Annotated in this window: 22 protein-coding genes and 4 tRNA genes; 8 read left to right on the top strand and 18 right to left on the bottom strand. The window is 44.2% G+C overall.

Translation table 11 applies throughout. The features are described 5' to 3' along the window. The first annotated feature begins 138 nt into the window (after positions 1–138). Both JO154_RS09060 and JO154_RS09065 read left to right on the top strand, forming a co-directional pair. Positions 139–1,011, top strand: coding sequence for a phytanoyl-CoA dioxygenase family protein (locus JO154_RS09060; protein WP_291944043.1), 873 nt, complete (start codon positions 139–141; stop codon positions 1,009–1,011). 12 nt (positions 1,012–1,023) lie between these two features. Continuing rightward, positions 1,024–1,866 (top strand): SDR family oxidoreductase, encoded by an 843-nt coding sequence (locus tag JO154_RS09065; protein WP_291944045.1) that lies wholly within the window; start codon positions 1,024–1,026, stop codon positions 1,864–1,866. Here JO154_RS09065 and JO154_RS09070 read toward each other — a convergent pair. The 3 genes from JO154_RS09070 to JO154_RS09080 form a co-directional block, all read right to left on the bottom strand. After that, entirely contained in the window at positions 1,863–2,711 is an 849-nt protein-coding gene (locus tag JO154_RS09070; RefSeq protein WP_291944047.1) for a hypothetical protein, read from the bottom strand. The two genes, JO154_RS09065 and JO154_RS09070, sit on opposite strands and share 4 nt — an antisense overlap. A gap of 66 nt (positions 2,712–2,777) precedes the next feature. Then, positions 2,778–3,554: a DNA-formamidopyrimidine glycosylase family protein gene (locus tag JO154_RS09075; RefSeq protein ID WP_291944050.1), complete on the bottom strand. Its 777-nt coding sequence runs from the start codon at positions 3,552–3,554 to the stop codon at positions 2,778–2,780. 23 nt (positions 3,555–3,577) lie between these two features. Beyond that, the gene (locus tag JO154_RS09080; RefSeq protein ID WP_291944052.1) at positions 3,578–5,284 is read right to left on the bottom strand and encodes a DUF885 family protein; all 1,707 of its coding nucleotides are present in this window, start codon (positions 5,282–5,284) and stop codon (positions 3,578–3,580) included. Between the two features lie 360 nt (positions 5,285–5,644). On the opposite strand from JO154_RS09080, the gene JO154_RS09085 reads away from it, so the two are divergent. Beyond that, positions 5,645–6,412, top strand: coding sequence for a murein L,D-transpeptidase catalytic domain family protein (locus JO154_RS09085; protein WP_291944054.1), 768 nt, complete (start codon positions 5,645–5,647; stop codon positions 6,410–6,412). Positions 6,413–6,491: 79 nt separating this feature from the next. Here the strand turns inward: JO154_RS09085 and JO154_RS09090 are convergent, their stop codons facing one another. From JO154_RS09090 to JO154_RS09100, 3 genes are all read right to left on the bottom strand, one after another. Beyond that, positions 6,492–9,020 carry a DNRLRE domain-containing protein gene (locus JO154_RS09090; RefSeq protein WP_291944056.1) on the bottom strand — a complete coding sequence of 843 codons (2,529 nt, stop codon included), beginning with the start codon at positions 9,018–9,020 and terminating at the stop codon, positions 6,492–6,494. Positions 9,021–9,236: 216 nt separating this feature from the next. Then, positions 9,237–11,783, bottom strand: a complete 2,547-nt coding sequence (locus JO154_RS09095) for a phosphocholine-specific phospholipase C (RefSeq protein ID WP_291944058.1) — start codon at positions 11,781–11,783, stop codon at positions 9,237–9,239. A 184-nt stretch (positions 11,784–11,967) separates the two neighbouring features. Continuing rightward, positions 11,968–12,369: a hypothetical protein gene (locus JO154_RS09100; RefSeq protein WP_291944061.1), complete on the bottom strand. Its 402-nt coding sequence runs from the start codon at positions 12,367–12,369 to the stop codon at positions 11,968–11,970. Positions 12,370–12,466: 97 nt separating this feature from the next. Between JO154_RS09100 and JO154_RS09105 the strand changes: the two genes are divergently transcribed. Together JO154_RS09105 and JO154_RS09110 are read left to right on the top strand one after the other, a co-directional pair. Next, positions 12,467–13,357, top strand: coding sequence for a helix-turn-helix transcriptional regulator (locus tag JO154_RS09105; protein WP_291944065.1), 891 nt, complete (start codon positions 12,467–12,469; stop codon positions 13,355–13,357). 79 nt (positions 13,358–13,436) lie between these two features. Continuing rightward, positions 13,437–14,315 carry a hypothetical protein gene (locus JO154_RS09110; RefSeq protein WP_291944067.1) on the top strand — a complete coding sequence of 293 codons (879 nt, stop codon included), beginning with the start codon at positions 13,437–13,439 and terminating at the stop codon, positions 14,313–14,315. Between the two features lie 49 nt (positions 14,316–14,364). On the opposite strand, the gene JO154_RS09115 is transcribed toward JO154_RS09110, so the two are convergent. The 4 genes from JO154_RS09115 to JO154_RS09130 all read right to left on the bottom strand — a co-directional run bounded on the left by JO154_RS09115 (position 14,365) and on the right by JO154_RS09130 (position 18,921). Beyond that, the gene (locus JO154_RS09115) at positions 14,365–15,393 is read right to left on the bottom strand and encodes a hypothetical protein (protein WP_291944070.1); all 1,029 of its coding nucleotides are present in this window, start codon (positions 15,391–15,393) and stop codon (positions 14,365–14,367) included. A 72-nt stretch (positions 15,394–15,465) separates the two neighbouring features. Continuing rightward, positions 15,466–17,310 carry a hypothetical protein gene (locus tag JO154_RS09120; RefSeq protein WP_291944073.1) on the bottom strand — a complete coding sequence of 615 codons (1,845 nt, stop codon included), beginning with the start codon at positions 17,308–17,310 and terminating at the stop codon, positions 15,466–15,468. Between the two features lie 2 nt (positions 17,311–17,312). Further along, positions 17,313–18,287: a FecR domain-containing protein gene (locus tag JO154_RS09125; protein ID WP_291944076.1), complete on the bottom strand. Its 975-nt coding sequence runs from the start codon at positions 18,285–18,287 to the stop codon at positions 17,313–17,315. Positions 18,288–18,297: 10 nt separating this feature from the next. Beyond that, a complete protein-coding gene (locus tag JO154_RS09130; RefSeq protein ID WP_291944080.1) occupies positions 18,298–18,921 on the bottom strand; it encodes an RNA polymerase sigma-70 factor in 624 nt (207 codons plus the stop codon). A 184-nt stretch (positions 18,922–19,105) separates the two neighbouring features. On the opposite strand from JO154_RS09130, the gene JO154_RS09135 reads away from it, so the two are divergent. Further along, the gene (locus JO154_RS09135) at positions 19,106–19,606 is read left to right on the top strand and encodes an OmpH family outer membrane protein (protein WP_291944083.1); all 501 of its coding nucleotides are present in this window, start codon (positions 19,106–19,108) and stop codon (positions 19,604–19,606) included. 143 nt (positions 19,607–19,749) lie between these two features. Here JO154_RS09135 and JO154_RS09140 read toward each other — a convergent pair whose 3' ends face one another. From JO154_RS09140 to JO154_RS09170, 7 genes are all read right to left on the bottom strand, one after another. Next, complete coding sequence (locus JO154_RS09140) at positions 19,750–20,043, bottom strand: N-acetyltransferase (RefSeq protein WP_291944086.1); 294 nt, start codon at positions 20,041–20,043, stop codon at positions 19,750–19,752. 333 nt (positions 20,044–20,376) lie between these two features. After that, positions 20,377–20,449: transfer RNA gene (locus JO154_RS09145), tRNA-Gly, on the bottom strand. A 51-nt stretch (positions 20,450–20,500) separates the two neighbouring features. Continuing rightward, positions 20,501–20,576 (bottom strand) — tRNA-Gly (locus JO154_RS09150). Positions 20,577–20,625: 49 nt separating this feature from the next. Then, positions 20,626–20,701 (bottom strand) — tRNA-Gly (locus JO154_RS09155). A gap of 216 nt (positions 20,702–20,917) precedes the next feature. After that, a complete protein-coding gene (locus JO154_RS09160) occupies positions 20,918–22,144 on the bottom strand; it encodes a PepSY domain-containing protein (protein WP_291944088.1) in 1,227 nt (408 codons plus the stop codon). Between the two features lie 156 nt (positions 22,145–22,300). Continuing rightward, positions 22,301–22,513, bottom strand: coding sequence for a hypothetical protein (locus JO154_RS09165; protein WP_291944091.1), 213 nt, complete (start codon positions 22,511–22,513; stop codon positions 22,301–22,303). A gap of 58 nt (positions 22,514–22,571) precedes the next feature. Next, positions 22,572–23,624: a glycosyltransferase family 2 protein gene (locus JO154_RS09170; protein ID WP_291944094.1), complete on the bottom strand. Its 1,053-nt coding sequence runs from the start codon at positions 23,622–23,624 to the stop codon at positions 22,572–22,574. A 119-nt stretch (positions 23,625–23,743) separates the two neighbouring features. Between JO154_RS09170 and JO154_RS09175 the strand changes: the two genes are divergently transcribed. Beyond that, on the top strand, positions 23,744–24,892 hold the full coding sequence (locus JO154_RS09175) for a HAMP domain-containing sensor histidine kinase (RefSeq protein WP_291944098.1): 1,149 nt from the start codon (positions 23,744–23,746) through the stop codon (positions 24,890–24,892). Positions 24,893–24,969: 77 nt separating this feature from the next. Beyond that, positions 24,970–25,053 (top strand) — tRNA-Leu (locus JO154_RS09180). A 91-nt stretch (positions 25,054–25,144) separates the two neighbouring features. Here the strand turns inward: JO154_RS09180 and JO154_RS09185 are convergent. Next, positions 25,145–26,002 carry a helix-turn-helix transcriptional regulator gene (locus JO154_RS09185; protein WP_291944101.1) on the bottom strand — a complete coding sequence of 286 codons (858 nt, stop codon included), beginning with the start codon at positions 26,000–26,002 and terminating at the stop codon, positions 25,145–25,147. Positions 26,003–26,125: the final 123 nt, after the last annotated feature.

Here is a 26,125-nt window from a genome sequence, read left to right on the forward strand (position 1 = left end):
CAACAGGCGAATTACAAGACGATCTCATTACGTCCTGGCGATTGTTGTTGTTAATGCTCCCCCACTACTCCGCGGTAATCCCACCAAATGCCGCTTCACTGCCTTAATCTTTTTGTTCACCCAACAAATTAATTCGTCATGAAAACGAATCACCAACCAGTGTTCCGTCTGGAAAAGACGGTCACAAACGAACACCTTGCATGGTTCCAACAACATGGTTTCATTCAATTCAAAAATTTCATTGACCAGGACACCCTTCACCAATTGCTGGAAGCGGTGAACCAAGTACAACGCCTGCTCCTGCGCAATGACATCCAGAAAATTAATGGCGTCCCCTTGAAATTCGGTACGGATATCGACGGGAGCCCGTTGATCCAACGTATTGCATTTGCCTCTCAATACAGCAATGTATTGCGCGAATTTCTCCGCGATCCCCGCCTCCAATCATTGATTTCACTACTCGGCCCCTATGATGGCCGCATTGGAGAAAATGAAAAAGACGGTCTTGTCGTGAATCATTACGTTAATTCGGATCACAGCCAGTTCCGCCAACTAGGCTGGCATACGGATAGTCCCCGTGATCTATTCCTGGGTAGCCGCATTATGCCGATGTTGAACGTAGGTCTCCATCTAGATAACTGCCCCATTGATAACGGTGGATTGCGCGTACTACCGGGCACGCATAAACAGAGTTTATTCCGACTCTTGTTCAGAAAGAAATATTTCATTGATCATCATCCGGATAAAAAGGAAGTGGGTTTCAACATTCAGGCAGGAGATCTGACTATCCATGATGGTAGGTTATGGCATCGCGTGCAACAATCGCCCAATAATGGAGAAGCTAGTCGCCGCAGAGTGATGTACATCCCGATCATCACGGGTGCCTATCAGCCCAAACATACGGCTAGCCCTACGCCATTCTATCATAAACTTGCCAGCTTATATGGCGGAAAGCCGCAATGGGCTGCTGTGAAGACTCCCCAGGAAGAATTGATAAAATCATCCAACTAAACAATTTTCACCATGTCATACGCTCTTGTTACAGGTGCCGCAAAAGGCATTGGTAAAGCCATTGCAGCAGCACTCGCTGAAAAAAATTACCATCTGCTTCTAGTGGACCTGGACGAACAGGCGCTGGAAAATACCGCCACTACTATTGCTTCCACGCATCGGGTGCATGTGCATGCGCTGCACCAGGATTTGTCTGAACCGGACGCCCTGCAAAAGGTTGTACAATTTACAACGCCATACCACGATCAGTTGACTGTAGTTGTCAATAACGCAGGATATGGACTGAACGGGGCTTTCGAGCATATCCCATTATCCGATTCCTTCAATATCATCGATGTGAATATACGTGCGCAAGTGGGTCTTTCACATGCATACATTCCCGTCTTGCGCAGGTTTCCGAAGGCTTACCTATTGAATGTAGTGAGTACAACGGCCTATCAACCGGTTCCCTATCTGAATATATATGCTGCCACCAAGGCTTTCGCCTTGTCTTTTACGAGGAGCCTGCGATATGAACTACGTCGTACAGGCATTTCCGTGAGTGCGTTGAGTCCGGGTAGTACAGATACTGATTTTGTGAACCGTGCAGGCATGGGTACACGTACGCGTGCGATTGCAGACAGATTCAATATGACGCCAGAAGCGGTGGCCAAAATTGCCGTCCGTGGCTTATTCAGCGGGAAAGCAGAGATTATTCCAGGGTTTACCAACAAGCTGAATGCTTGGTTACCTAAATTTTTTCCAAAGACATTGGTGGAGAAGATTGCCGGGGATATTTATGTTTCGGGAGACACGCGTTCACATACAACTGTTGCTTCCCACAGCCAGGAAGCAACAGTTGCTACTAATATTTAAGCCCAGATCATGCGGGGGTCCATTGCGATATGCTGCCTGCTTTCATTAAAGACAATCTCCAGGTGACCGTAAGCATCATTATTGCTCAGGCCCTGGTGCAGTATTGCTTCCTGTTTATCCTTATTCTTGACCACAAAGGCACGGGGAACAACTCCCTGTATACCGCCGCCAATGACAAAATTGATATGAGTGGTGTTGGAAACCATGCTTTTATTACTCAACACATCTAGATTGCGGTCATAACCAAGATGAGAGAGACAAATTACGTAGTCGCAGTCCATTTTATGCTTTAACTGTGCTGCCATCGCAGTGGCTGCCGCCACGGGATCTTTTACCTGTACGCCGCGGATACCTTTTACTTCCGCGCCTACGCCGGTAATACCGATTTTATACGGTCCCGCATATACGATAACATATTTACGGATGCCTTTTTGCAAACGAACATCTGAAAATTCATAATTACAGTTGACCAGTGGGAATTTCATCTCCCCCAACAATGCGGCCAGATAATCCTGACCTGCGGCCAACTCATTCTCCCCGATACCCACAGCCTGGTACCCTTTGCTGTTCATTTCCTGGATCATTTTCAGATCTGTACTAAGGCTCCCCGTTTTGCCCAGGAAACTACCAGCATCCAATAATAAACCCTTATTGCTTTTTGCCAAGAAATCAGGCATACTGCCCTGCATATCATTGGTATGGCGCACCAGCAGTTTGGTGGCATCTCCCCCAACAATAACGGCATTCTCAGTGATGGAGGCGAAAGAGGAAAGGGGCTTTTGAAAAAATAGCAGACCCGTAGCAAGTCCGGCATTACGTAAAAAATTACGACGTTCTATACTCATAGTATTTGGGATATATTTCACATGTATTGGGAGTAAAGATAATAACTCTGTCAAGATAATTTAAAGTTATTTGTACAATTCCTGCTCATCTGTGAAATACGTACGTCCACCCTTATCCAAATGCTTTATAGGATACCCTCCTGGGCTCTTTTCCTTCTTCGGCACATGCACCTGCATAAAATCCCTTACTTCGCCAGCAATAATGCCCGGATGGGTTTTATTGATCTTTGTAATGGCGTCTTTTAATACTTTCTTTACGGCATTCGCTACATCCGCTACCTTTTTCTCCGGTATTTTACTACAGATGGAAAATGGGGAGACACGTGCCGTGTAAAGGATTTCATCCGCATAGGCATTGCCGATTCCCAATACTTGTTTTTGATCTGTTAGAAATTTCTTGATGGTGGTTTTCTTTTTGGCTAAAGCTGCTGTTAGCCATTCGGCGTTGAAGTCCTTAGAAAAGGCATCTGGGGCTTCTTTTTCCGGTGGGTCCAAGGTGATAGCTGCCGCACGTTGAAAATCCGTAAGGGCCAAAGTATGACCACCAGAGAAATGCAATAAGGCAATGGTAAATTTTTGCTCTTCTCCGGGTTTGAGTAAGTATAATTTTCCATGCAGCATCATGTGCATGCCAAGAACATGCGTTTTTCCAAAGATAAAATGTAGTTCTTTCCCCGATCGGCGTATATCCGTCAAAGTTTGTCCTACTAATGCTTTTTTAAGCGCCGGCAATGTGACATTAAGCTTCTTCGCCACAGGAACTTCAATCTCCTGTAGCTTCTTCTTCAGCAATACTTTAGATAGATTTTGCTGAAAGACTTCGAGGTCCGGTAATTCAGGCATGGTCCGTTTTTTCTAAAATTAAGCTATTTAATCAGATGATCTGCAAATCGCCATTGTGATTTGTAATCCGGACTGAGCACCTGTTTCGTAATAATCGCCCGAAACATTTCGATAGGGATAGCACCTTCATGCAGGAAGGTATCATGGAAAGCAAGTTCGGTCATTTTACCACTGTCTACCATTTCTTTGTGCAGTGCGCGCAACTGTAAGCCGCCCATCATATAAGCAATTTGGTAGAGTGGTCCGTAGCCGCCGGTGAAAGATCGGCGAACTTCAGACTCCGCACTGAAACGTTCATGCCCTACCCTGTCTACCAGGAAGTCGATACATTGCTGTGGCGTCCATTTGCCTAGATGATAATTCAGGGAGAAAATAATCCGTGCACATCGATGCATACGCCAGAAGAGCGCGCCTACCTTTTCTTCTGGGGTGGCATGAAAACCTTTATCCCAGAGCAACATTTCCCAGTATAACGCCCACCCCTCTACGGAGAATGGCGTATTAAATTCCTGCCGATAGAGCTTGTAGCGCTGGTTCATATAGCCTTGCAGGTTATGACCCGGTATTAATTCATGGAATACCGTAGCATGTGCAAATCCGTAGTTATTGCTACGCAGACTCATTTCCTTGGCAGCTTCATCCATATCCATCGTCGGATAGGCGATAAGTATCGAAGGACCGCCCAGGAAAAAAGGTGCAAAACGTTGCTGTTCTTTGGTCAGCATGTACATGCGCCAGCTTTCCTTAGCCAACTCAGGAATGGTGACTAAGTTCCGCTCTTCTACATAACGAATGGCTTCATTTGCCAGCCTGTTGATAAGTGCAGGCTGATCGCCAGGGGCCACATGATTTTCTTTGATTTTTTCCAGGGCTTTCTTCCAATCGCTGCCATAGCCCATTGCTGCGGCGGCTTTCTTCATTTCTGTATCGCACCAGGCAAATTCTTTATTAGCAATTGCCACCAGGTCTTCCGGCGCATAAGGAATCATTTCAAACTGTAGGAGTTCTTCCAACGCCTCTTTACCAATCGGCGTTCCTTTGATGCCGGAAGCATCAAGGGATTTATCGGCTTTGTCGGCCAACACATTATCTAGTTGATCACTGTACTTAGCGAGCAAACTATCCGTCTTGCGATAGGGATCTTTCACCCACCAAGTGAACTGCGGATCATAGCCATAGTAAAAATCATATACGTTCTGTAATCCTTTCTGTAACTCGTTTACCACCTCTGCCGCTTTCCGATACGCGACCGCACTGTAACCGGTTTGCTTATCTGCTCCTGCTAAAGCCGCTTCTAGCCCGGATTGCACTTTCCCCAATACAATGGCTACTTGTTGGGCATCCGGTTTCTCTCCACGCCTGCGTTTGATCTGCAAGGTCATGATATCATCGGCAAAGGGAATAAGTGGTTTTATCTGCGTGTAGAGGTGGGCGTTAGTTTGCAAGGTACCTAGCTCTTGGCGAATATTACGTTGCAAGAGAATGTAGTCTACCTGCTCTCCCACCGACAATGATTTAAAATCAATCTTCTGCAGCTCCTTCAGCACATCATTATAGTAAATTCCCATGCGGTTGAAGTATTCAGGGCTGTTCCGAAAGATGTACACCTTATTCAATCCATTAACGTCTGCATCCACTCGCTGTATCAATTCAGTTACCGGGGACTCCGCTTCCACCGATAGGGTGCGCAGCAGGCATAAGCACAAAAGGGAAACAAAAAATGTTCTCATATAAAGTGAAGGATTTGAATCAACGAAAATTTAATAAAACAGGCCGGTATTTTCAGTACCGGCCTGATATTTTTTATGGCTGCTTTTCTCAATTACGAAACGATTAAACAAAGATAAACGCCAGGCCTGTATGCGATTTACTGATATTGTCCGCCTATTTACAATCCTTGTCTTTAAATTTAAGATATATACAATTTATCATACTATGTCAAATAACTGTTAAAATAACATTACAAGCAGACTGAAGCTGTATTTCAGTATCGTTTCTCCGTGATAAAATCGGTAAATTCGTTTTACTCGATTTTTAAAAATCCGTTAAACGATCAATGTAAATTTTAAATAGACTAAAACAACTACGGCGTGAAATTGAATAAGAAGCAAGTGATAAAACCGTTGGTTTTTGCAGTTACAGTTTGTGCTTTTGCATTCCTTATTACTTCTTTTAGTACCACTGGTAAAAATATAATTACCACCAACCATGTATCCTCCGGTCAACCAGCGCAGGATTCTCTCCAGGTAGAAGAAGTTAGCTTATATGATGAATTAGGGCTTGATACACTAGGGCTTTCTCGCGAAGCATTCGACTATGCTATGCAAGGTTATAATAAGCTAAGCGATGAAGGAAAAATCAAGAATGAACAAGTACTTTCTATTATTGACTTCAGCTTACCTTCCACTAAAAAACGACTCTTTGTCATCGACTTACAGAACAAAATGCTCTTGTTCAATACATTGGTGTCTCATGGCAGAAACTCCGGTACAGTAAGTGCCAGTTCTTTCTCCAATCGTCCCAACAGCTTTATGAGCAGTCTTGGTTTCTATGTAACCGGAGATTCCTATAATGGAGAACACGGTTTATCCCTGCGTTTGCAGGGAGAGGAAGCCGGGATCAATGATAATGCTATGTCTCGTGGCATTGTGATGCACAGCGCCGCTTATGTGAATGAATCACTCATCAAATCTCAAGGATATATTGGCAGAAGCCTTGGCTGTCCTGCCATCCCAGAAAGTATTCACCGCAAAGTAATTGAACGCATCCGCAATGGCAGTTGCCTCTTCCTTTACAGTCGGGATAAAACTTATTCTATGCACACAAAAATGATTGCAAGAGATTCCAGTGCAACCTAACTAAAACAACACACACCATCTACAATCAAAAAAAGGCGTTGCTGCTGTAGCAACGCCTTTTTCATTTGCATTAAAAATCCTATCTCGCGATAACAAATTTCACTGGCGCATAATTGCCTTTCTCTGATTGCAGATAATAGATGCCCGCAGGCAGGTCTGCCACCGAAATACTATTACTATTGCCCTTCGTCAGCATCACTCTACGTACATAAACACCATGGCTGTTGCTGATGATAGCACCACCGCCAGCTACCGCGTTTACATTCAGCGTAGAGGCGACAGGGTTAGGATACACCTGTAATCCATCGGCCAGTTTCATATTGGTAGTGGTAGCCTGCTTGTACATGGAAGCTGGCGCTGCCAATGGCTGCAAGGCACTGTTTTCCAATAATGACAAGGATGGCCTATCGCCCGCATTGGCGGATTCATTTGCAAAGAAGGTAATATCGGAAGTGCTGGCATCTGTACCGGTGAAAACACCATACACATGGAATACTAACAGCGAATCACCGCTACGGATACGTTTTAGCAAGGTATCTTTACTAATATTCCAGGTCATCCAGTTGCCGCCGTAGTAGAACCCTGCATTCAAGGAATCAATATAAGTGCCATCTGCGGCCCATTTATTCCAAGTCAGGCTGTTAGCATCCGTATTATCCCAATTCGTCTTAGCGGCCCATTTCACGACAAGATTCGTTTTACCGCCATTCGTATTTACGCCACGCACTTTCAGACTCAACCGAACCGTGTCTACATTAGCTAAATTACCCGCATAATCACTCAATCGGAATTTCAGGAAAGTTTCCCTTTTATAACTGGTGTTAGGGTCAGGTTTCACGCTTAAAGAAGAATCGTTACCAAAATTGGTATTAGCGTAACTACCATTTCGTATATACGTATCCGCTATAGGCGTAATACCATCCGGTCTGTTACCAGGGCCGAAATTGATATCTATCACTGGAATATTATTTTCAAAACGATAAGGATATACGATATCTTTTGAAGAACCATTCGCAAATACGAATTTAATGCGCAAGGTATAAGTACTGTACTTCTTCCAGAACTCTGCTACCGGCATCGATACCTGGAAACTATCAGCACCTATTTTAGTACCCACCCATGCCAGTTGGTCGTAGTTCGCACCATCATCATCTTGATCATTGTATATCACGATGGAGCTGACAGCCTTTGTAGTAGTGAATTTGCCCGACAAATTGATATTTCCATTGCTGTAGTTGGAATGGAAATTCGTAAAGTTCGCATTCCCGCCACCATACAAATCAGTAATAACATCCTCTGTTCTGAAAACCTCACAAGTATGCAGCACCGCGCATTCGCCCGCAGTCATGAAGGTTGGAGCACGACCGTAAGTTTGGTTTCCACTACCCATTAGTGAAGTTCCCTTGGATGGATCATTCTTTTCAGATATTTTTTCTTTATCGTGTGGCAGGTTCAGGCCATGGCCCAACTCATGCACCAATCCACCGATATACGCAGAAGTACCGCCAGTAGCGAAATAGCTCGTATCGATATTTGGATTATCGAGTGCAAAGCACCAACCATTGCCTAAGCCATAGAATGGATTGTAGCCATCTTGTGGTAATATCACCAATGTATGCGTACTGTTTTTCTCCCCAGGATTTGCGGCAAAGAAAGCATTCACTTCCGGGATGATGAGGGTGCCACCGCCATCATATGGATAATGTGTTTTATCATACAAACCTCGTAGGATACTGATTTTCACCAGTCCATCGGAGTCTTTACGCAAGCCAAAGGTTTCATCCGTATAGCCGTAATAGTTCATCCACTTACGGTAAAAATCCTGCGTCTGTAGCATAATACCGTTTAGGCGTTGCCGATAGCCAGCTACCGTATCCACATCCGTAGGCAGGAAGTAGATGATATTCAGGTTATGCTTACGGGTTTCCACTTGGCGTGCCGGTGGAGGCGTTACCACAGTGGTATCCTGGTGATAATAAATGGTCAGTTGCGGACGCTGCATGGGCACTGTCCATTCCCTAGAATACATAGTGGTATTCGCGCCTGAATTTAAACGAGTATAAATAGCAAAGGATACCAACGAATCTCCTTTAAGAGCAGTTTGTACCCTGTTGCTCAATCCACGCCAGAGGGCCGTATAGGGCGTAGAATCTGAGATAGCAGTAGCTGGCTTGGCTACTACGCTCAATGTATCCGGACCAATCCCTGGTTGGTTATTCCAGGTGACAGTGGTTTCCGTCCAGGTATTGTTGGCTACTGGCAGTACATGCCACATATGCCCTGTACCCGTCTGTGAATAGTAAATCGTTCCTTGCAGCGTGGCGGAGTCAATCACGGTTCCCGCTGGCAGGTCCAATCCTTTTAGATTGAATTTGAGATAGGTAATAAGGTTGTAGACAGATCCTGCACTCGCCTGCGAATATCGAAAGCGCAATTGTGTGGATGATCCGTAATTGGCATTACGGGCGTCGTCTGTGGTGCTACTGTTAACATAGGTATCCTCCGATACCGGAATCACCTTGGTGCCGGATTGTGCCATCGCTGCTTGCGATGCTAGGCTACCAGCACAAAATGCAATCGAATGCAAAATGGTAGATAATTTTCCCATTGTTCGGTTTTTGGTTAATAAAAGAGAATCAGAAACTTTTGCTATGATCGATTACAACGGAGAAAAGGGTTATTATATAAATATATAATTTTTTTAATAAACAAGAAAAGAGGTTGTAATAAAAAAATGGATGGACGTCTGCAACGTCCATCCATTTTTGTGTTTTTTCGTCGACCCTGCCCAATGGGCAGGGTCGACAGCAGTAGCATTTTGCATTTAGCTCACTCTTCCCATAAAAGGATCGCTGATACTATCTTTACCCGTTTCTACCCTACCCGCAAAACGTTGCGAGAAAGTATTACTACCTACCACGGCTACACTGAAATCATACCACTGTCCACTCCGCGATACATCCATTAGTAATATAGATTTCCCTTTCGCTGCAACTGTCAGCTTCATCTCTTTTCTACCATAAGCCATATCCTTAGCGATAATGGTCACCGGCGTACCACTATGGTTGTTGATTTGCAGGGCAATATTACCTGTTAGTTTATTGCGATTGATTTTACTGCGCTCATATTCACATTCCAATGTGATGGCTGGATCGGCGGCATTCCCCTGGAACTCACGGTAAAAACCATTCGGGCCATACAGTCGCAGATGATAGTTACTGTTTTCAAACTCCTGCAAAGGCCAAGCATCTGCAATGCGATCTCCTGCCTTCACACCATAAGACCATGCGCGTAAAGGCCCCATAGTATTGGTATCTGCTTGGATATAATTACCCGGCGCATATACATTGAAAGGTGCGCCTGCGGATTTTTTTCCAAATACTTCATTCCCTGCTGCAAAACTGATCTCGAAAGAACGCTTATCAGCACTCAGTTTACCATGGGTATACAATTGGTACGGCAGCGCAGAGGAAGGTCTAGTGCCTTTCTCTTGTTGTGGCATCCAGTTAGACCCAGCAGGGTTTTGATTAATAACACCAATTTCTTCCGCTGTCAAGGCTTTGAAGTTATCTGGCAACTTCTTAAACTTCGCATTGTAGATGCCTTCCATCACTTCATTACGCACCTCAAATGGCAAGTTTACTTTCTCTCCGTTGTACGGACGGAATACGGAACTAAGATCTCCACAAACCGTTCTCCGCCAAGTGGAAATATTGGTTTCTTTAATAGTCTTGCCAGTCTTATGTTGCAGGAAATTCTCCAAGAACTGAATGATGGAGGTATGATCACAAACTTCGGAGTTCACAAAGCCACCACGACTCCATGGCGATGCAATCACCAACGGTACACGGTATCCCAAGCCTATTGGACTTTCTCTGTGATATTCTTTTCCTATGTAGTCTTTCTTCTCTTCTTCTTCCAGTGATGCATATTCGATAGCCGTATCGATTCCTTCAGAAACCTTACCGGTACCAGGTTTATGCGGAGCGGTGAATGGAGGAACGTGGTCGAAATAACCATCATTCTCATCATAACATAAAACGAAAATGGTCTTCTTCCAAACCTCTTCTTTCTTCGTTAGGATATCCAATACTTCAGATACATACCAAGCGCCATACCACGGAGATCCAGGATGGTCGGAGAATTCACCCGGTGCCACGAGATAAGATACTGTTGGTAACTTACCATTGTTAACATCTTCTCTAAACTGATGGAGAATATCTCCTTTAGGCACTGATACTTTCCTTACCTCATCGCCATCCTTATACTCCAAGGTTTCCAGCTCATGGTAATCCCGATCTGTACTATTGGTGGTAAATGCACGTTGATGTAATTCTTGATCCCGTGCGGAGAGTTTAGCAAAGTTTGCTGGTGTATATTTTTCCGCGTCTTTTTTCACTTGTTCCAAATGCTTTTCACTGCGGGCAATCGCTTTCTCCAGTTTCTGATAGGCATCTGTATCTGCATTCAGTCCGGCCAACACTTTTTTCTTTGCAGCAATTTCTTCCGGCAACTGCTTCAGTTGCGATTGCAGATATGCCATATGCCCTTTGGCAAAGCGTACATTATAAGCAGAAAACCACTCAATGGGATTGTCCGTGAAATTGGCCAGCAGTCCATCTTTCTCGCCTTCAAGTCCTGCGGCACTGATTTCATTCTGATAGATACGCCAGGATACACCTGCATCCTGCATTCTTTCAGGGAAGGTAGTCCACTGGGCTTCGCGGCCATAATCTACATCTTCATTCCACACATTAGCCTGCGAACCGTCTTTCTGCTCACTGCGAAGCGTACCTGTCCATAAATACAGGCGATTAGGCGTAGTACCCGTTAAAGAGGAACAGAAGTTCTGATCACATACGGTAAAGGCATCCGCCAGTGAATAGTAAAAAGGAATATCTCTTCTATCGTAGAAGCCCATGGTTAAAGGCATTGGCGCCCAATCGCGGTTACCGCTCTGTTTCACCAACAGCCATTTATCGTATTTACCGTTATTGCGGGCATCTACCTGATTACTCCAAGAGTGCGGTAGACTAGACATCCAGGTGGCTTTCGTATCCTTAATATTCAGTCGGAAAGGTGCGTAAGTCTGGCCAGCATGATTGCTCTGTAGCCAAACCAAATTCTTGTTGGGGAGGGTAATCGCTCTAGGGTCATTATACCCACGCACTCCTTGCAGGGAGCCATAGCAGTGGTCAAAAGAGCGGTTTTCCTGCATGAGGATCACTACATGTTCTGCATCCAGCCAGGTGGTGCCAGGCTTAGGGTCAATCGCCATCGCACGTTGTATAGAACCGGGCATTGCGCCCCATACGCCGGCAGCTCCGGATAAAAGGGCTGCCTTTCTGATAAAATCTCTTCTGGTATCCATTTTCCTTTAGTTTTCATGTTCACCGCGGCAAGACTACTACAGAGCCTTTCCTGCAATGGTGGCTGAAAATAGGAAATTAAACGGGACCGTCCCTATTAAGTAGCTGTTAATTATATGAACGGTAAGCATTAAAAAAGGCCTGCTGCACAAGCAGCAAGCCTCGTATATGTGTTTAGGTTAAACTTTAATTGCTGGTGTTGGCCGGAATGATAGTAATCTTGAAACGAAGATTAGTGGTAGGCAACTGTATAGCTGCTCCATTTACGCCCTGCGCTTCAATGAGTACTGTTCCAGGCTGATAGATGTAGGTAAAAGAAGTATTGTTAAATACCTCTGGCAATGCCTCAAATAATGTTTGATTCCTAGACATCGCTACTAAAATGCCATGCGATTGATTAGAACTGCTGTTGATTTCCGGTGTAGTGATGGAAATGTAATACGTTCCTGTAGAGGAGTCAAACTTCCAGTCCGTAGGCAACACATCCACTATAATAGTGGTATTAGGAATAATTTCATTGGTTGTTTTTGTGCAGCTTGCTGCAGTTAACAAAACCAGCGCCAACAAGGAGTATAACCATTTTTTCATATAGCAGATTATTTGTAGATTTATTAATGATTATTTGTTTTATCTTGATCATATCCAAATACAATGCCATAAATCCGGCAAGTTAATACAGCGTAACATGCTACCAAGGTATCCGCAAGCGTTAGAGCAGATCAAAAGCTCTTCCCTCATAAAAGTCAATTACTCAGGCAAATCCGTCATCGCGTCTTACAAACAAGTAGAACAATCGAGAAGGTCAGAAGGTTTTCTCACCGCCCATACTTTAGTTTTTCAGATCAAAGGTTCCAAGGAAATTCACCTTCCCACAGAGGATATCAGCGCACATCCAGGAGATATTATCCTGCTAAAAAGAGGCACCTACTACTTGTCCAATCTCACGCCAGATGAACAGGAGCCCTATCAGTCACTCGTAATGCATATAGACGACAACCTCCTGCGCTCCTTTCTCACTGATGATGCTGGAATAGATATTCCTAAAAATATATTGCCCGCTCCCATGGTGATGCCTTGTGATGATCAGGTGATTAAAGTGCGGAATACCATCCTGGAATATATAGAACGCCCGCACGAAAATACGTCCCAGTTGCTGGAACTGAAGATTCGAGAAGTACTACTGCTCTTGCTTTCCGGCGAATATCGCCGACATATATTGGCATATTTTCAACATATGTTCTGCCAGTCCAGTGAACATATGATACTGACTATTAAGGCCAATCTGCTGAAACCATTGAGTTTACAGGAATACGCCAGCCTTTGCGGCCTGAGCCTCTCTACTTTCAAAAGGGAATTCTCCCGTATCTATAACGCCCCTCCGAAAAAGTGGATCAATGATGAGAAACTGAAACATGCACACTACTTGCTGCAACAGTCCGATAAGAATATCAATGAAATATCAGATGAATGCGGGTTTGAGCAGACATCCTATTTCATCAAATGTTATAAAGCATATTATGGGGAAACGCCAGGCATTTCCAGGAAGCCTAAAACTGCCGTCGCGGCTATGAACTGAAATTGCCATTTTTTGATCGGTTTCTATTATTCCTAAAGTATCCCTCTGCTGTAGTTTTGTTGTCACAAATTGTAAGGCAATGAAACACTACATCATCAATGCATTCCTGCTGCTTGCAGGCGCTGTTTGCACCCAAACAACTTCCGCTCAAAAGCTGAATAGCAGCCAGTTTATGAAAACCCCTGAAAGTATTATTCCCTTTCAGCAAGGTTTCTTCATCACCGACCTCGGCGAAGGCGGCAATCCCTCTGCTAAAGATGGTAATGGCATCATCTGGAAAATGGATAAAAAAGGAAATGGTACTGCATTCGCCACAGGGCTAGATGCTCCTAAAGGCACCGCTATCGTAGCACACACCCTCTATGTTGCGGACGTGGATAAGATCAAAGGGTTTGATGTCTCCACAGGCAAACAAGTCTTTACACTCGATTTCTCCGCCACTGGTACCGTTCTACTAAACGACCTCACAAAGAAAGACGATCATACGCTTTTCGTCTCTTCTTCCGACATCAATAAAATCTATACGGTTCATCTAGACAATGGTGGAAGTTTTGAAGAATTAAAATTGAAAGAGGAGGTAAGAGGCGCCAATGGCCTGACTTATGACCCAACCAGCGACCGACTCTACGCCTGCGGTTTCGGTAGTCTAAAAACACAGGATGGATTGATTGGTTATATCGATCTAAAAAAACAACCAGATACTTTCGTTCCTTTAAGCGATCGCAAAGGATTTTATGATGGTTTGGAGATGACTGCCAACAAAAAGCAGTTGGTGATTTCTGATTGGGTATCGTTTGAAAAGAAAGGAGTTTTACTCCTGCTGGATATTGCTAGCGGTCATATTACTACGGTGAAAGCCCCGCTGATCAATGGTCCTGCTGATTTTGTATTGGTAGGCAATACTGCTTTTGTTCCGGCTTTCCTGGATGCAGATATCCTGCGTATCCCTTTGCAATAATGAACAAACCGTAACGCTGTGAGGACCCACAGCGTTACGGTTTCCTGCTTTATAAACGGACCTGCACACCCGCCAACATGCCAGCGAACATGCCATCAAATTTATTGTTTGCCCTGTCTTTTGTCCAGATGTAATGGCTAATGAGATCAGCGCCCACACCATCCCGGATGCTTACCCAGTTCATATTGGGGCCGGCAAACAATTCTATGCGATCACCGAAGCGATAAGCTAGGTAACCGCCCATGGTCCATTTGCTGTATAGTCCTTTTTTGAAATCTGTTAGTACAGTTTGTGTACCTTCTACGTTTAGGCGTAAGTGTGAGAGTAACGGGAGATGCCAGCCCATCCCGGCTTGTAAGGCATATAAGTGTTGTGGACTCTTTAAATTATAACCGGCCCCCAGTATACCGTAGAGGTGCTTGCTGCCGGATTTAAAGCTGGCAATCGCGGTAGCAGATTCATCTATGGTCAATGATACTTGCTTTTCTCCGTTTTTAACAAGGTTAATCAGTCCGATGGGATATTCACAGCTATCTGCAATATTCATAAAACCCGCTACCTGTACCCCTTTCACCTTCTTCGCGATATTGATGAATCCGGCCACCTGAAATTCTGCATTGTCTGCTTTGTTCATAAATCCTGCAACCTGCGTCCCGCCTAAATTGGCTGCAGTATTCATGAATCCCGCTACTTGCACTCCCATCATGTCTTCTTTAACAAAATTTCCGAAGCCGGATAACACCACTCCATCAGCCCGTTGATGAATAATATTCGAAAAACCAGCGATTGTCACAGCCTTATTGGTGTTTCCGATATGATTGGAGAAACCAGCAATCTGTACGCCATGCGCCTGATCCTTAATTACATTGGAGAAACCGGCAATGCAAATCCCAGTCTCAGAGCGGGATACATCGCCTAATATGTTTAATGAAAAACGATTCGTATAGTCGGCAGCGTTCTTTCCATTGGTAGATAATGGATATACCAAACTAAGATGTGCCGGTGCGTAAGAGCTATTCTGGGCCTGCGTTTTCACCATTACAATTGCAAGCAGCAGGGATAAAAAAATTGTTTTCATTACTGTATTTATTAGTCGTTCGTAAATACGACACGCTACTAAATACATACCCCTACCACTTTGCAAAAAAAATCAGAAGATGGTAATCCCCAACTGCCAGCCCAGCCAGGCGCGGGAATCTATATCGCCAAATCCAGGATAATTTTGTCCGGGTAATTTTTCTGCTGTTGCTTTTACCCCTTCCTGTACACTCCGGAATCCGGTTGAGATGACAGGCCCGGCAAAAACGGTAATTCCTTTCTTCGGTTTATACTGAAATGCGCCTGCGAATCTGTATATCACAAAATGCTCATCACTGCCGGCAAAATGATAATTTATTCCATAAAACTCTGCGGTAACGCTATAATGCTGGTGCATCAGCATTTCACGCCCAATACCATATCCAATGATAAAGGAACGATCCTGTTGATTGAAATCCAATCCTCCTGTCAGGATGCTGTATAATTTCGCACTGCCACTTTTCCACGAAACATTGATGGGCAATAAATCATTACTGTAAACAGACGCTTTGTGGTAGCCTTTCTTAACGATATTGATGAGTCCTATCGTATAACCCGTACTGCTATCCGCAATATTGATAAAGCCAATTTGCACGCCTTCCAGGTATTTCGCTTTGTTGAAGATGGCAGCGATTTGTGTTCCTTCCACATGTTGGGCCGTGTTGAAAATGCCGCCTAACTGTAATCCGCGCATGTTGCCACCATCCACATTGCCAACGCTAGCTACCTGCACGCCATGCACATCCTCCGCCGTATTGAGCAATCCTGCTACCTGGAACCCATGCATAGAATCCATCGCAAAATTAAATGCGCCTGAAACCTGTGCCCCGTCTACTTTTCCGTAGGTGCTATTGATTAGTCCCGCCACCTGAGCGCCTGTCATATTTTTTTCTACACGTTGTACTGCGCCGCTTAACTGCACTCCTTTCTGGGACCCGATAATATTATTCGAAATACCGGCCACCTGTACGCCGCGCATAGAATCCAGTACATTGTTGTGCAATCCAGCAAACTGAAACCCAATCATCTTACCGCCGGTCATATTGAGTAGTCCGGCTACCTGCACATTATGCACATCATTTTTCACGATATTAAATGCGCCGGCCAGTTCCACGCCATCTACGCCCGCAGTATAGCCACCCAGGATATTCAGTGAAAATTTATTTTCTACTTGTCCGCCCATACGGCCATGAGTGCCCAATCCGGGCAGCAGCGACACCTGGTAAGGCTTATCCGCGAAGAAATGGCGGAGATTCTCACTTTGGTCGCGCAGTTTGGAAGAGAGCAGAAATTTACCAAACCATGTTTTTTCTACTTGCGAATGCCCAGTGATCTCTACTGTTGGTAGTAGTTTAGTATAGGGAGATATGGATACATTGACCGTCTGATCGTTGCTAGCCAGCAGCAACAGGGAGGTATCTGAGTAGAGGTCCTTAGAAACGCTGATGGCTGCGGCGGGATATTTATCCCTTAACCGCAGCCTGTAATAACCTTCGTTATTCGTAAAAGTAGAAATGAGTTGATGTCGTTCGTAGACAGTTGCATTCGGAATGCGTTGTCCTGTTGTCCGATCCGAGACAAACCCCGAGACATAGAAGAACTGCCCTGGTGGCTTGACTTGCAGGATTAGGTAATTACCGTATTCCTTATATTGAAAGTTCCCATCCAAGAGTTTATCTAATATTTGCCGGACCGTTTTTCCTTTTTCTGTGATAGTGACTAGACTATCCTGTGGGATACTGTTACTGATATACGAAAAAGTAAAATTTCCTTTCTGGCCTATCTGCTGTAAAGCCATTGCGAGCGTTTTGTTCCGTATATCCACATCCATGGTACGGTTTAGAATTTGTTGCGCGAAACTGGCTATGGGTAACAGTAATAATAGTAACAATAATGAGTAATAGCGTCTTGGAGGCATGGTTATTTCAGTGTGATAATATTTCCGTTTTGTTCTTTTTTGAGATTATATGTTTCGCTGATAACACCAAGGATCATGTCCAGGGAAGTATCCGCGAAAGTAGTAGTGAGCGTAAGGTTACTTACTTTCGGATTGGCAATCGTGATTTGTACACCATACGCTTCGCTCAGTTTATCTGCCAGTTGCCAGAGGGGCGTATTGTTACACACAAAAGAACGGGTACGATAATAGTTGTACAGTTCACCCTCGTTTGTTTCCTTCACGGGAGCAGCATTATTACCATTTACCACCGCTTTCTCATGTGGTTGTAGTTGCACCGCATTTTTATTGTTATTCACTTCTACCGCACCAGTTTCCACGATTACTTCAATTTTCGCTTTGTCTTTTTTCACGTTAAAGGAAGTCCCTAATACACGAACGTGGGCATCGCCTACGTGGAGGATGAAAGGGCGGGAAGGATCAGCAGCGATATTAAAGAAGCCTTCGCCTTCCAGTGTTACTTCCCTTTCCTTACCGAAAGTGGCCGCGTAGGTAATGGAAGAGTTGTGATTGAGGGTAACCACCGAGCCGTCCGGAAGGGTGTCTTGTAACGTAGTATTACCAGACTTAACAGCCATTTGCCTGGGAGTAGCCGGTTTCATCATTAAATAGGCCACTGCGCCCGCAATGATGAATACAGTAACGGCAGCGGCTATACGCAACCAATTCCGACGAGGTGTCATTTCCACTATCTGTGCCGAGGGATTTGTTTGTACGCGTTGCTGGAAGCGTTCCCAGGCTGCGTTTTCATCTACAGTGCTTTTGGAAGCGAGTTCCCGGCTTTCTTCCCAAATGATACGGAAGTGGCGGAAGTAGCGTTCATTTTCGCCACTTGCTGCCAACCATGATTTCACGGCCTCCTGTTCCCTGCCGGAAGCGATGCCCAGCAGGTATTTTACCAGCACGTCGTCGTTTATATGTTCGTTAAATTGATTCACAGGTTGTCGATTACAGATTTATCAATACAATTAAAAGCAGCGGTAGGAAGTCTACCAGTTGCTCTCTGAGAATGCGTAAGGCTTTACCCATCTGGTTTTCCACCGTTTTCACGGAAATACTGAGTCGGTCCGCGATTTCCTGGTATTTCAGTTCTTCGAAGCGACTTAATTGGAAAACGGTTCTGCATTTCTCTGGCAGTACCATTAATGCCTTATCTATTTTTTCCTGTAGTTCGCGCAACTGTACTTTACCTGCAGCGTGACTGGCACCGGCAGGCTGATTCATGCGATAGCGCGTATGTGCTGCGTGAGCAGCTTTCACCTTTTCGTGGCGAATATGATTGATACTTTCATGATATACAGCTCTGTACAGGTATCCGGACACAGATGATTTGATCTGTATATCCTTGGATTTCTCCCAGAGTTTGCAAAAAACATTCTGTACCATTTCTTCTGCCATGATATCATCCTTCAGGATGGTGCAGGCGTAGGCATGCAGGCCTTTGTAGTGGGTTTTAAACAACTGCTCAAAGGTCCATGTTTCCTCCTTTTCCAGTACAACCTTGTTACCGGTATCCATCAACTCCATGCGTAGGGTTTGAAAACTATGCTCAAAGATAATTCCTTCTGTCAATTGGATGCTTTTAATAACGACACCTTAATATTCGTATACCCCCACGCGTTAAAAAGATTTTATTTCAGCATTGAGAATCAATGCATAATAATAACGGGTTCATCAATTTAACATTCTATTATAACTGCATTAGGATAACTTTCACAAAAGGACGATTATTTTGGATGGAAATTAAAACACTCGAATGAAGTATCTCTATTACCTGGTGGCGCTCTTAGGCTTGAGCATGGGCGCATCTGCACAAACCAAAACAGGCTATATCAATTTTCAGCAACTGGTAGGTCTGATGCCTGAATCCAAGAAAGCCGCCGACTCCTTACAAAAATATGCTGATCAGTTAAATGCGGATGGACAAGTGATGGTGGCGGAATACACCAAGAATCTGGTAGAATTTGACAGTACAGCCAGTAAAATGACTGATCCACAGAAAGAAATTCGGGTGACTGCCTTAAAACAGCAACAAGCTAATATCCAGGACTATAAATACAAAATGGAAGAAAAGCTGAATGCGCGGGAAAATGAATTACTCGATCCAATTATCAAAAAAGCAAAAGATGTTTTAAAGGCGCTGCTCAAAGAAAAGGGTTATGCGCTGGTGCTTGATAACTCCAGAGATGCGGTCATAGTGGCCAACGATGCAGATGATCTGATGCCCTTTGCAAAGGCGAAGCTGGGGATAAAGTAGTGATAGATTATCTGTAAAAAAAGAAATGCCAGGCTGCCTGCTGTTTACTGTTAGAGATGATGTCTTGCTCTCCTTACGCCATTCTGTAGTATCATCCCATCTCTTTAACTGTCAATAGTGGCAGCCTAAGCTGTTCCTATATCTTAGATATGTAAACCATGTGCCAGTAAAGATTTCCAGCGAGGGTTACTGCGTACAAATTCTGCTACTTTCTTGCTGGAAGGCACCATTCTGAAATTCTGTGCCTGAATCTCTTCCATCACTTTACCGAGTAAAACGGCTGTTACCCCTTGTTTCTCCAAGGTTGGAGGCACTTCTGCCCCGGTCAGGAAGATACGGCTACCATTTTTTTCATAAATTACTTTAGCCATTTGTCCGGCGATATGCGCCTCAAACTGTCTGGCTTCCTTGTTGTCGATAATCTTAAAATCCTTCATGATAAAATAATTAAATAACACTATGTACCTGTTAAGGTGAATAAGGGAAAGTGTTTTTCAAAAAGGGAAGTAAATAAAGATAGTCCTACCGATATAGAGATATCACTTGACAGATTTACGATTGCAAAGATACGACATTTTAGGGAGACAACCGCCGAAAACGGTTTCAGATGTAATTTCGGCAGTATGGAATGGGTGTCATCTCCCGAAAAATCCAAAATATCCGCTTCAATCTAAATCAGATATACATTAAGTGATCTAACAGATTAACGAACATACACATACAATTAAATACAAATAAAAAAGCCTGACCAGGAGTCTGATCAGGCTTTGAGCGGAAGACCGGGCTCGAACCGGCCACCCCGACCTTGGCAAGGTCGTGCTCTACCAAATGAGCTACTTCCGCAGAGGCATTAAGAACTGTGATGATAAAGCCCGTTACTGAACTATATCAAACTGGAGCGGAAGACCGGGCTCGAACCGGCCACCCCGACCTTGGCAAGGTCGTGCTCTACCAAATGAGCTACTTCCGCAGAGGTGTTAAGAACTGTAATTGATAAGCTCGTTACCGAACTATCAAACTGGAGCGGAAGACCGGGCTCGAACCGGCCACCCCGACCTTGGCAAGGTCGTGCTCTACCAAATGAGCTACTTCCGCATAACTGTTAAGATCTTTCCAACAAATGTAAACAGTTGTTACTGTTTAAGGTAGTTCCCTTTTTTCGTTGGGATTGCAAAGATAGGAAACGAAGTTAAATCACAAAATTTCTTTTTACTTTTTTTGAAACTTTTTCTTTCACCAGTCATAGCACACTCCCCTCAAATAGGCTACAGCAAGGCATTTCAAGGTATAATTTATTTTGTTGATTTTTCTTTACAAAGATGTAACGAATGTGGATTTATTATCCAAAACGATCTTTTTCTTCGATTTTTTCTTTTTGTTCCACCACACGTAGAACCCTGTTACTGGCAGCGATGCACAGATCAACCCTACTATAAACACTACAATTTTTCCCCAAATACCACCAATAGCACCTACATGAATATCGTAATTCATGTCTATCAAACGCTCGCCTCTATTCTTGTGGGTGTCATTGCTGCGCGCTAACAACTGACCATTATACTGATCAAATTTCAATTCATCTGCACTGAAATATTGTTCTCTGCTCTTATATCCTCCTATTGTATGCACCGCTTCCGGCATAGCTGCCGCCCGAATGTAGTAACGACGGGCATCAGGAAGGATACGCTGCGCAGCGGCAAAACAACTGTCAAGCATACTTTGGTTAGTATTATTTACTGTTTGTAGTACCGATTTCACTTCCCGTTTAGCCGGCGCCGTTATAGTACCAGCAGCAGCTACATACACTGCTGTACGGAACCAGGTGAAAGACCATACCATACCTGTCAATGCCAATACCAGTGCTACACTCATGGCATAGAAACCCAGCACGTTATGTAAGTCGTAGTTGACACGCTTGAACCCTGCTTTCCAACGTACCTTGAAACTTTGCTCCCGCGTGGCTTTGGTCCATTTCTTCGGCCACCAGAGCACCAATCCGGTAATCAACAATACCACAAATATGAAAGTAGCCCAACCTACTATCGGCTGGCCATAGGGCGTATTCAACAATAAACTCCAGTGCAAATATTTAACGATGAAAAAGAAATTATGCTTGTAATCTAGTACCGCGGTCACTTTCCCGGTATATGGATTCACCAGGGCCACTTCGTAATATTCCACCGCGCCGAAATAAGTCAGGGCTGTATCATTGCCTTTGTAAGTCATGAATTCCCAGGCACGGTCTGGTGCTTTATAGGCGGTCATATTACTGATAAGCCGATCCCCCAAAGCCTCCTGGGCATTGCGGGTGAGCTGGGTCACGGGCAGCGGAGCAGTGCCGGCGGGGGTAACAAACATTTTATCATGGTAATACCATTCGTTGATTTCCTTTTGGAAAGTGAACAGACAGCCTGAAACGGCAATCACCAACACAATAATACCTGATACCAATCCGAGCCACAAGTGTAGCCAGTCAATCATCTTCCGAATACCTGATTTTCCGCGTTTTTCGCCCTTTTTAGCCTTTTTCTTAATCATAGATAGTAATTACGTGCGCTTAGGTGCAAATTTCATCGGTGCGCCCCGCAGATACTAGTCAGATCGGGAAAAGCATTTACGTGATACGGAAAATAAAAAGAGCCTTCCGGGAATCCGGAAGGCTCAGGCGATAATTATGTTGAAGCGAAAAACCGCTTATTTATATTTTGGATTGTACAGCGTGCTTTCTGGAACAGCTACATCTGGTTTGCCAGCATAACTGTGTTTGTAGAGCTGGTAGCAACCGCCCAGCATGAAAGCCAGCAAACAAAACAATTGCACATAAAATATAAAACGGGAAGTAGAAACCTTATCTAAGGTCACATCGTTCGGATTTGGTACTGTATTTTCTGCTGTATTGTGTTCCATATTCAGTTTATTTCCGTTGCAAAATTACATCAAGTATCATAATAATCAAAGCAAATATTTAAAAAACCGTTTTCCCAGTGCTTTCATGCTTTAATTCGGAGAATTTTTTGTGTTGGAGGAAATAATATCTCCATATCATAATCCCGTGAAATACGCCACTAAGCTTCATCAGCTTGACTTCTGGCAGCTTATCCCGCTCAGCCCTGTTATATTTTCTCCGCCACCGGCGATAGTCGATATACGCCTTCCCGATCGCCTTCATATCCCGCGGTTTTCCGGCAGCCAAACTTTTCAGTGCGGCCAGGATATCCAGGAAAAAGCGCTGTGACAACACAATCCAGCGGTCTTCTGAGTGTAAATTCTTCCAGAGCATCATGAGGTTATTCCGGAAGTTCAGGTACAACTTACGGGGATTTCCTTGGGGCAAACTCCCTCCTCCCACATGATACACCATGGAATCCGGGCAATAACAGATCCTGTAGCCCGCCCGTTGTAAACGCCAGCAGAGATCTACCTCTTCCATATGGGCAAAGAAATCGGCATCAAAGCCCCCTACCTCATGGAAACAAGAAGAACGAATAAACAACGCAGCACCCGTTGCCCAGAAAATATCCTGGGGATCGTCGTACTGGCCATTATCTATTTCTGTAGTATATAATATGCGCCCACGGCAGAAGGTATACCCCAGGATATCCATCCAGCCGCCAGCAGCGCCGGCGTATTCAAATTCTGTTTTACTATGCCAAGCCCGGAGTTTAGGCTGACAAGCAGCGATGCGCTGATCCTGCTGCATCATGGCCACTACTGGCTCTATCCAGCCGGGTTCCACTTCTACATCCTGGTTCAACAACACATAAATATCCGCTTTCACATGTTGCAGGGCTTCATTATAACCGCCAGCAAACCCGTTGTTGCTGGGATTACGGATAATCCGGATCTGAGGATATTGCTGCTGCACAAAGGCTACACTATCGTCCGTAGAGGCATTGTCGGCCAGGATTACCTGCAGGTTACCGTAAGTAGACCGGCAAACAGAAGGTAAAAACTGCTCCAGGAATTTTTTGCCGTTCCAGTTCAATATTACAACGGCTACTGATGGCAATACGGACAACTGATTAAACGTTTATGCGTGAATAATAAATTTAGGAGATGCAAATATGCAACAAAGGATTTTAATATTTGCTACCAATTAAAGAATCGCTGAAGCGGAATATATCTTAAATTAGAAGTATGTTTAAACAGTTTATCGGCTGGAAGTTTGTACTGGTTACAATTGCTGTAGCCATTATCGTTGCTACCATCTGGTTTGTGAGTAACCTGTCGGGTAAGATACAGGAGGAAGAAAGAAAAAAAGTAGCTACCTGGGTGGAAGCCTACCGGGAACTGCTGAAAGCCACGTCGGACGCAAATTTGAACCTGGCAACCGAAATCGTTACCACCAATACTACTATTCCGCTGATTCAAACAGATGCCGCTGGCAATATCCTGGACAGCCGAAACATCGATACCACTAAGGTTTCACAGAACCCTACCTATCTACACGAACAACTACTTTCCCTGAAGAAACAACATCCCCCTTTCATCATCGAAGTGGATGCCCGCAATAAAATTTACAACTACGTTTACTATGGCGACTCCCTCATTCTGAAACAGGTAAAATATTACCCTTATATCCAGTTGTTAGTAGTTGCATTATTTATCGGTGCCGTATTATTCGGCTTATCAAGCACCAACCGCGCCACTCAAAACCTGGTATGGGTAGGCCTTGCCAAAGAAACGGCCCATCAATTGGGAACGCCGCTGTCGTCCATAGAGGCATGGCTGGAAATACTACGAGATAATGAAGCCAATGCGCCTATCGTCAGTGAATTAAGCAAAGATCTCGACCGGTTAAAACTGATCACAGATCGCTTCTCCAAAATCGGTAGTGTGCCCAATCTGGAAGAGAAAGATGTGGTGGCACAGATCCAGAACATGGCCGCCTACATCCGCAGACGCGCACCACAGAAAGTACAAATCAATGTGCATAGCACAGAACAGGAACTGCCAGTGATGATCTCTCCCCCATTGTTCGATTGGGTAATTGAGAACCTGCTGAAAAACGCTCTGGACGCGATGGAAGGGAAAGGAAACATTGATATTACCATAGATAATCATCCCACGATGGTCACCATCGATATCGCAGATACCGGGAAAGGAATTCCTAAAAGTCATTTTGATAAAATATTCAAGCCCGGCTTCAGTACCAAGAAACGTGGCTGGGGACTAGGCCTATCCCTCGCCAAACGTATTATCGAAGACTATCACCGCGGACGCCTCAGCGTGAAAAATTCCGACTTGCATAAAGGCACTACATTCCGCATCATGCTCAGGAAATAAAACTTTTTTAGAAAAATGAATAAATAAATTTGTTTATTTAGAAAAAGACCCTACTTTTGCATCCCACTCTACCAGATGCGAAGGTGGCGAAATTGGTAGACGCGCTACTTTGAGGTGGTAGTGCCTGAAAGGGCTTGGGAGTTCGAATCTCCTCCTTCGCACTCAAAGATTAAAAGGTGAAAAAGTGTAAAAACTTTTTCACCTTTTTTCATTTAAAGCAGTTTACAAAATTGTATCGTTCACCCAGCCTCACTACCCTTCCCTGAATTGAGTGGGCGTAATGCCTGACTGACTCTTAAAGAAATTGGAAAAATAAGCATGATCCACAAAGCCCAGCTCAAATGCGATTTCTTTGATGGAGAGATCCGTGGTCTGGAGCAAACGTTTTGCTTCTAATAGTACCCGTTGCTGGATCAGTTTTGTAGCAGATACGTGGAGATGATTTTTACAGAGTATATTCAGATAGTTGGGAGAGATATGCAATTTTGATGCATAGAATCCCACCAGTTTTTCCTGTTTGTAAAATTTATCTATCAATAGATTGAACTTCGCCAGTCGGGGATTGGATTGGAATACTTTCAAATCGGTGAAAATGTTTTCCGCTTCCTTACTCACAATCGCTGCAATCACGGCCGCCCTTGCGCTGATCACCTCCTGTACGGAATTGGGCGCATTCAATTCATCTCGGATAGCATCATACTCATACTTCAACAAATTGAAATTTTCATTGGTCAGTGGAATGACCGGATGATTCATATAATTCGAAAACGAAAACCGGAAAAATGGGGCAAATCGTTCGAAAAACTGTTGTTGAATCATCAGTTGATAGCCTGTGGTTTTGGGCTTGATGCTCCAGGTATGTACCTGCCCAGGGAACAATACGTGAATTTGTTTATTCCCGATGGGATAGTCATGGAAATCTATCGTATGAACCCCTTTTGCGGATTCAAACAAATTGATAATAAAAAAGTCGTGTTTGTGTGGCTTGTCAATATGACGTTCTCCATGCAATTCATTGAACAGGAATTCCTCCCGACCAGCCAGTTGGCCTTTCCTGAATTCCTGAAGGCCTAAGACAGGAATATAGCTTGTGTCGTCGTAAAGTGCCATATCAACAGATTAAGTAACATACAAAATAGGGAAAGTTGGCCACATAAAAAATGGATTGACTTTTCAGGTCAATCCATTTGGTTCATTCAGGATGCAATCAACTGCACTCCTTTCCACAGATAC

The organism is Chitinophaga sp., from assembly GCF_019236475.1.
Taxonomy (GTDB): domain Bacteria; phylum Bacteroidota; class Bacteroidia; order Chitinophagales; family Chitinophagaceae; genus Chitinophaga.

Bases quoted from the DNA above. Each gene is read 5' to 3' on its own strand.
- JO154_RS09185 (WP_291944101.1), bottom strand. From the start codon at position 26,002: ATGGCACTTTACGACGACACAAGCTATATTCCTGTCTTAGGCCTTCAG.
- JO154_RS09120 (WP_291944073.1), bottom strand. From the start codon at position 17,310: ATGCCTCCAAGACGCTATTACTCATTATTGTTACTATTATTACTGTTA.
- JO154_RS09090 (WP_291944056.1), bottom strand. From the start codon at position 9,020: ATGGGAAAATTATCTACCATTTTGCATTCGATTGCATTTTGTGCTGGT.
- JO154_RS09135 (WP_291944083.1), top strand. From the start codon at position 19,106: ATGAAGTATCTCTATTACCTGGTGGCGCTCTTAGGCTTGAGCATGGGC.
- JO154_RS09095 (WP_291944058.1), bottom strand. From the start codon at position 11,783: ATGGATACCAGAAGAGATTTTATCAGAAAGGCAGCCCTTTTATCCGGA.
- JO154_RS09100 (WP_291944061.1), bottom strand. From the start codon at position 12,369: ATGAAAAAATGGTTATACTCCTTGTTGGCGCTGGTTTTGTTAACTGCA.
- JO154_RS09140 (WP_291944086.1), bottom strand. From the start codon at position 20,043: ATGAAGGATTTTAAGATTATCGACAACAAGGAAGCCAGACAGTTTGAG.
- JO154_RS09105 (WP_291944065.1), top strand. From the start codon at position 12,467: ATGCTACCAAGGTATCCGCAAGCGTTAGAGCAGATCAAAAGCTCTTCC.
- JO154_RS09175 (WP_291944098.1), top strand. From the start codon at position 23,744: ATGTTTAAACAGTTTATCGGCTGGAAGTTTGTACTGGTTACAATTGCT.
- JO154_RS09065 (WP_291944045.1), top strand. From the start codon at position 1,024: ATGTCATACGCTCTTGTTACAGGTGCCGCAAAAGGCATTGGTAAAGCC.
- JO154_RS09110 (WP_291944067.1), top strand. From the start codon at position 13,437: ATGAAACACTACATCATCAATGCATTCCTGCTGCTTGCAGGCGCTGTT.
- JO154_RS09070 (WP_291944047.1), bottom strand. From the start codon at position 2,711: ATGAGTATAGAACGTCGTAATTTTTTACGTAATGCCGGACTTGCTACG.
- JO154_RS09115 (WP_291944070.1), bottom strand. From the start codon at position 15,393: ATGAAAACAATTTTTTTATCCCTGCTGCTTGCAATTGTAATGGTGAAA.
- JO154_RS09075 (WP_291944050.1), bottom strand. From the start codon at position 3,554: ATGCCTGAATTACCGGACCTCGAAGTCTTTCAGCAAAATCTATCTAAA.
- JO154_RS09060 (WP_291944043.1), top strand. From the start codon at position 139: ATGAAAACGAATCACCAACCAGTGTTCCGTCTGGAAAAGACGGTCACA.
- JO154_RS09080 (WP_291944052.1), bottom strand. From the start codon at position 5,284: ATGAGAACATTTTTTGTTTCCCTTTTGTGCTTATGCCTGCTGCGCACC.
- JO154_RS09160 (WP_291944088.1), bottom strand. From the start codon at position 22,144: ATGATTAAGAAAAAGGCTAAAAAGGGCGAAAAACGCGGAAAATCAGGT.
- JO154_RS09165 (WP_291944091.1), bottom strand. From the start codon at position 22,513: ATGGAACACAATACAGCAGAAAATACAGTACCAAATCCGAACGATGTG.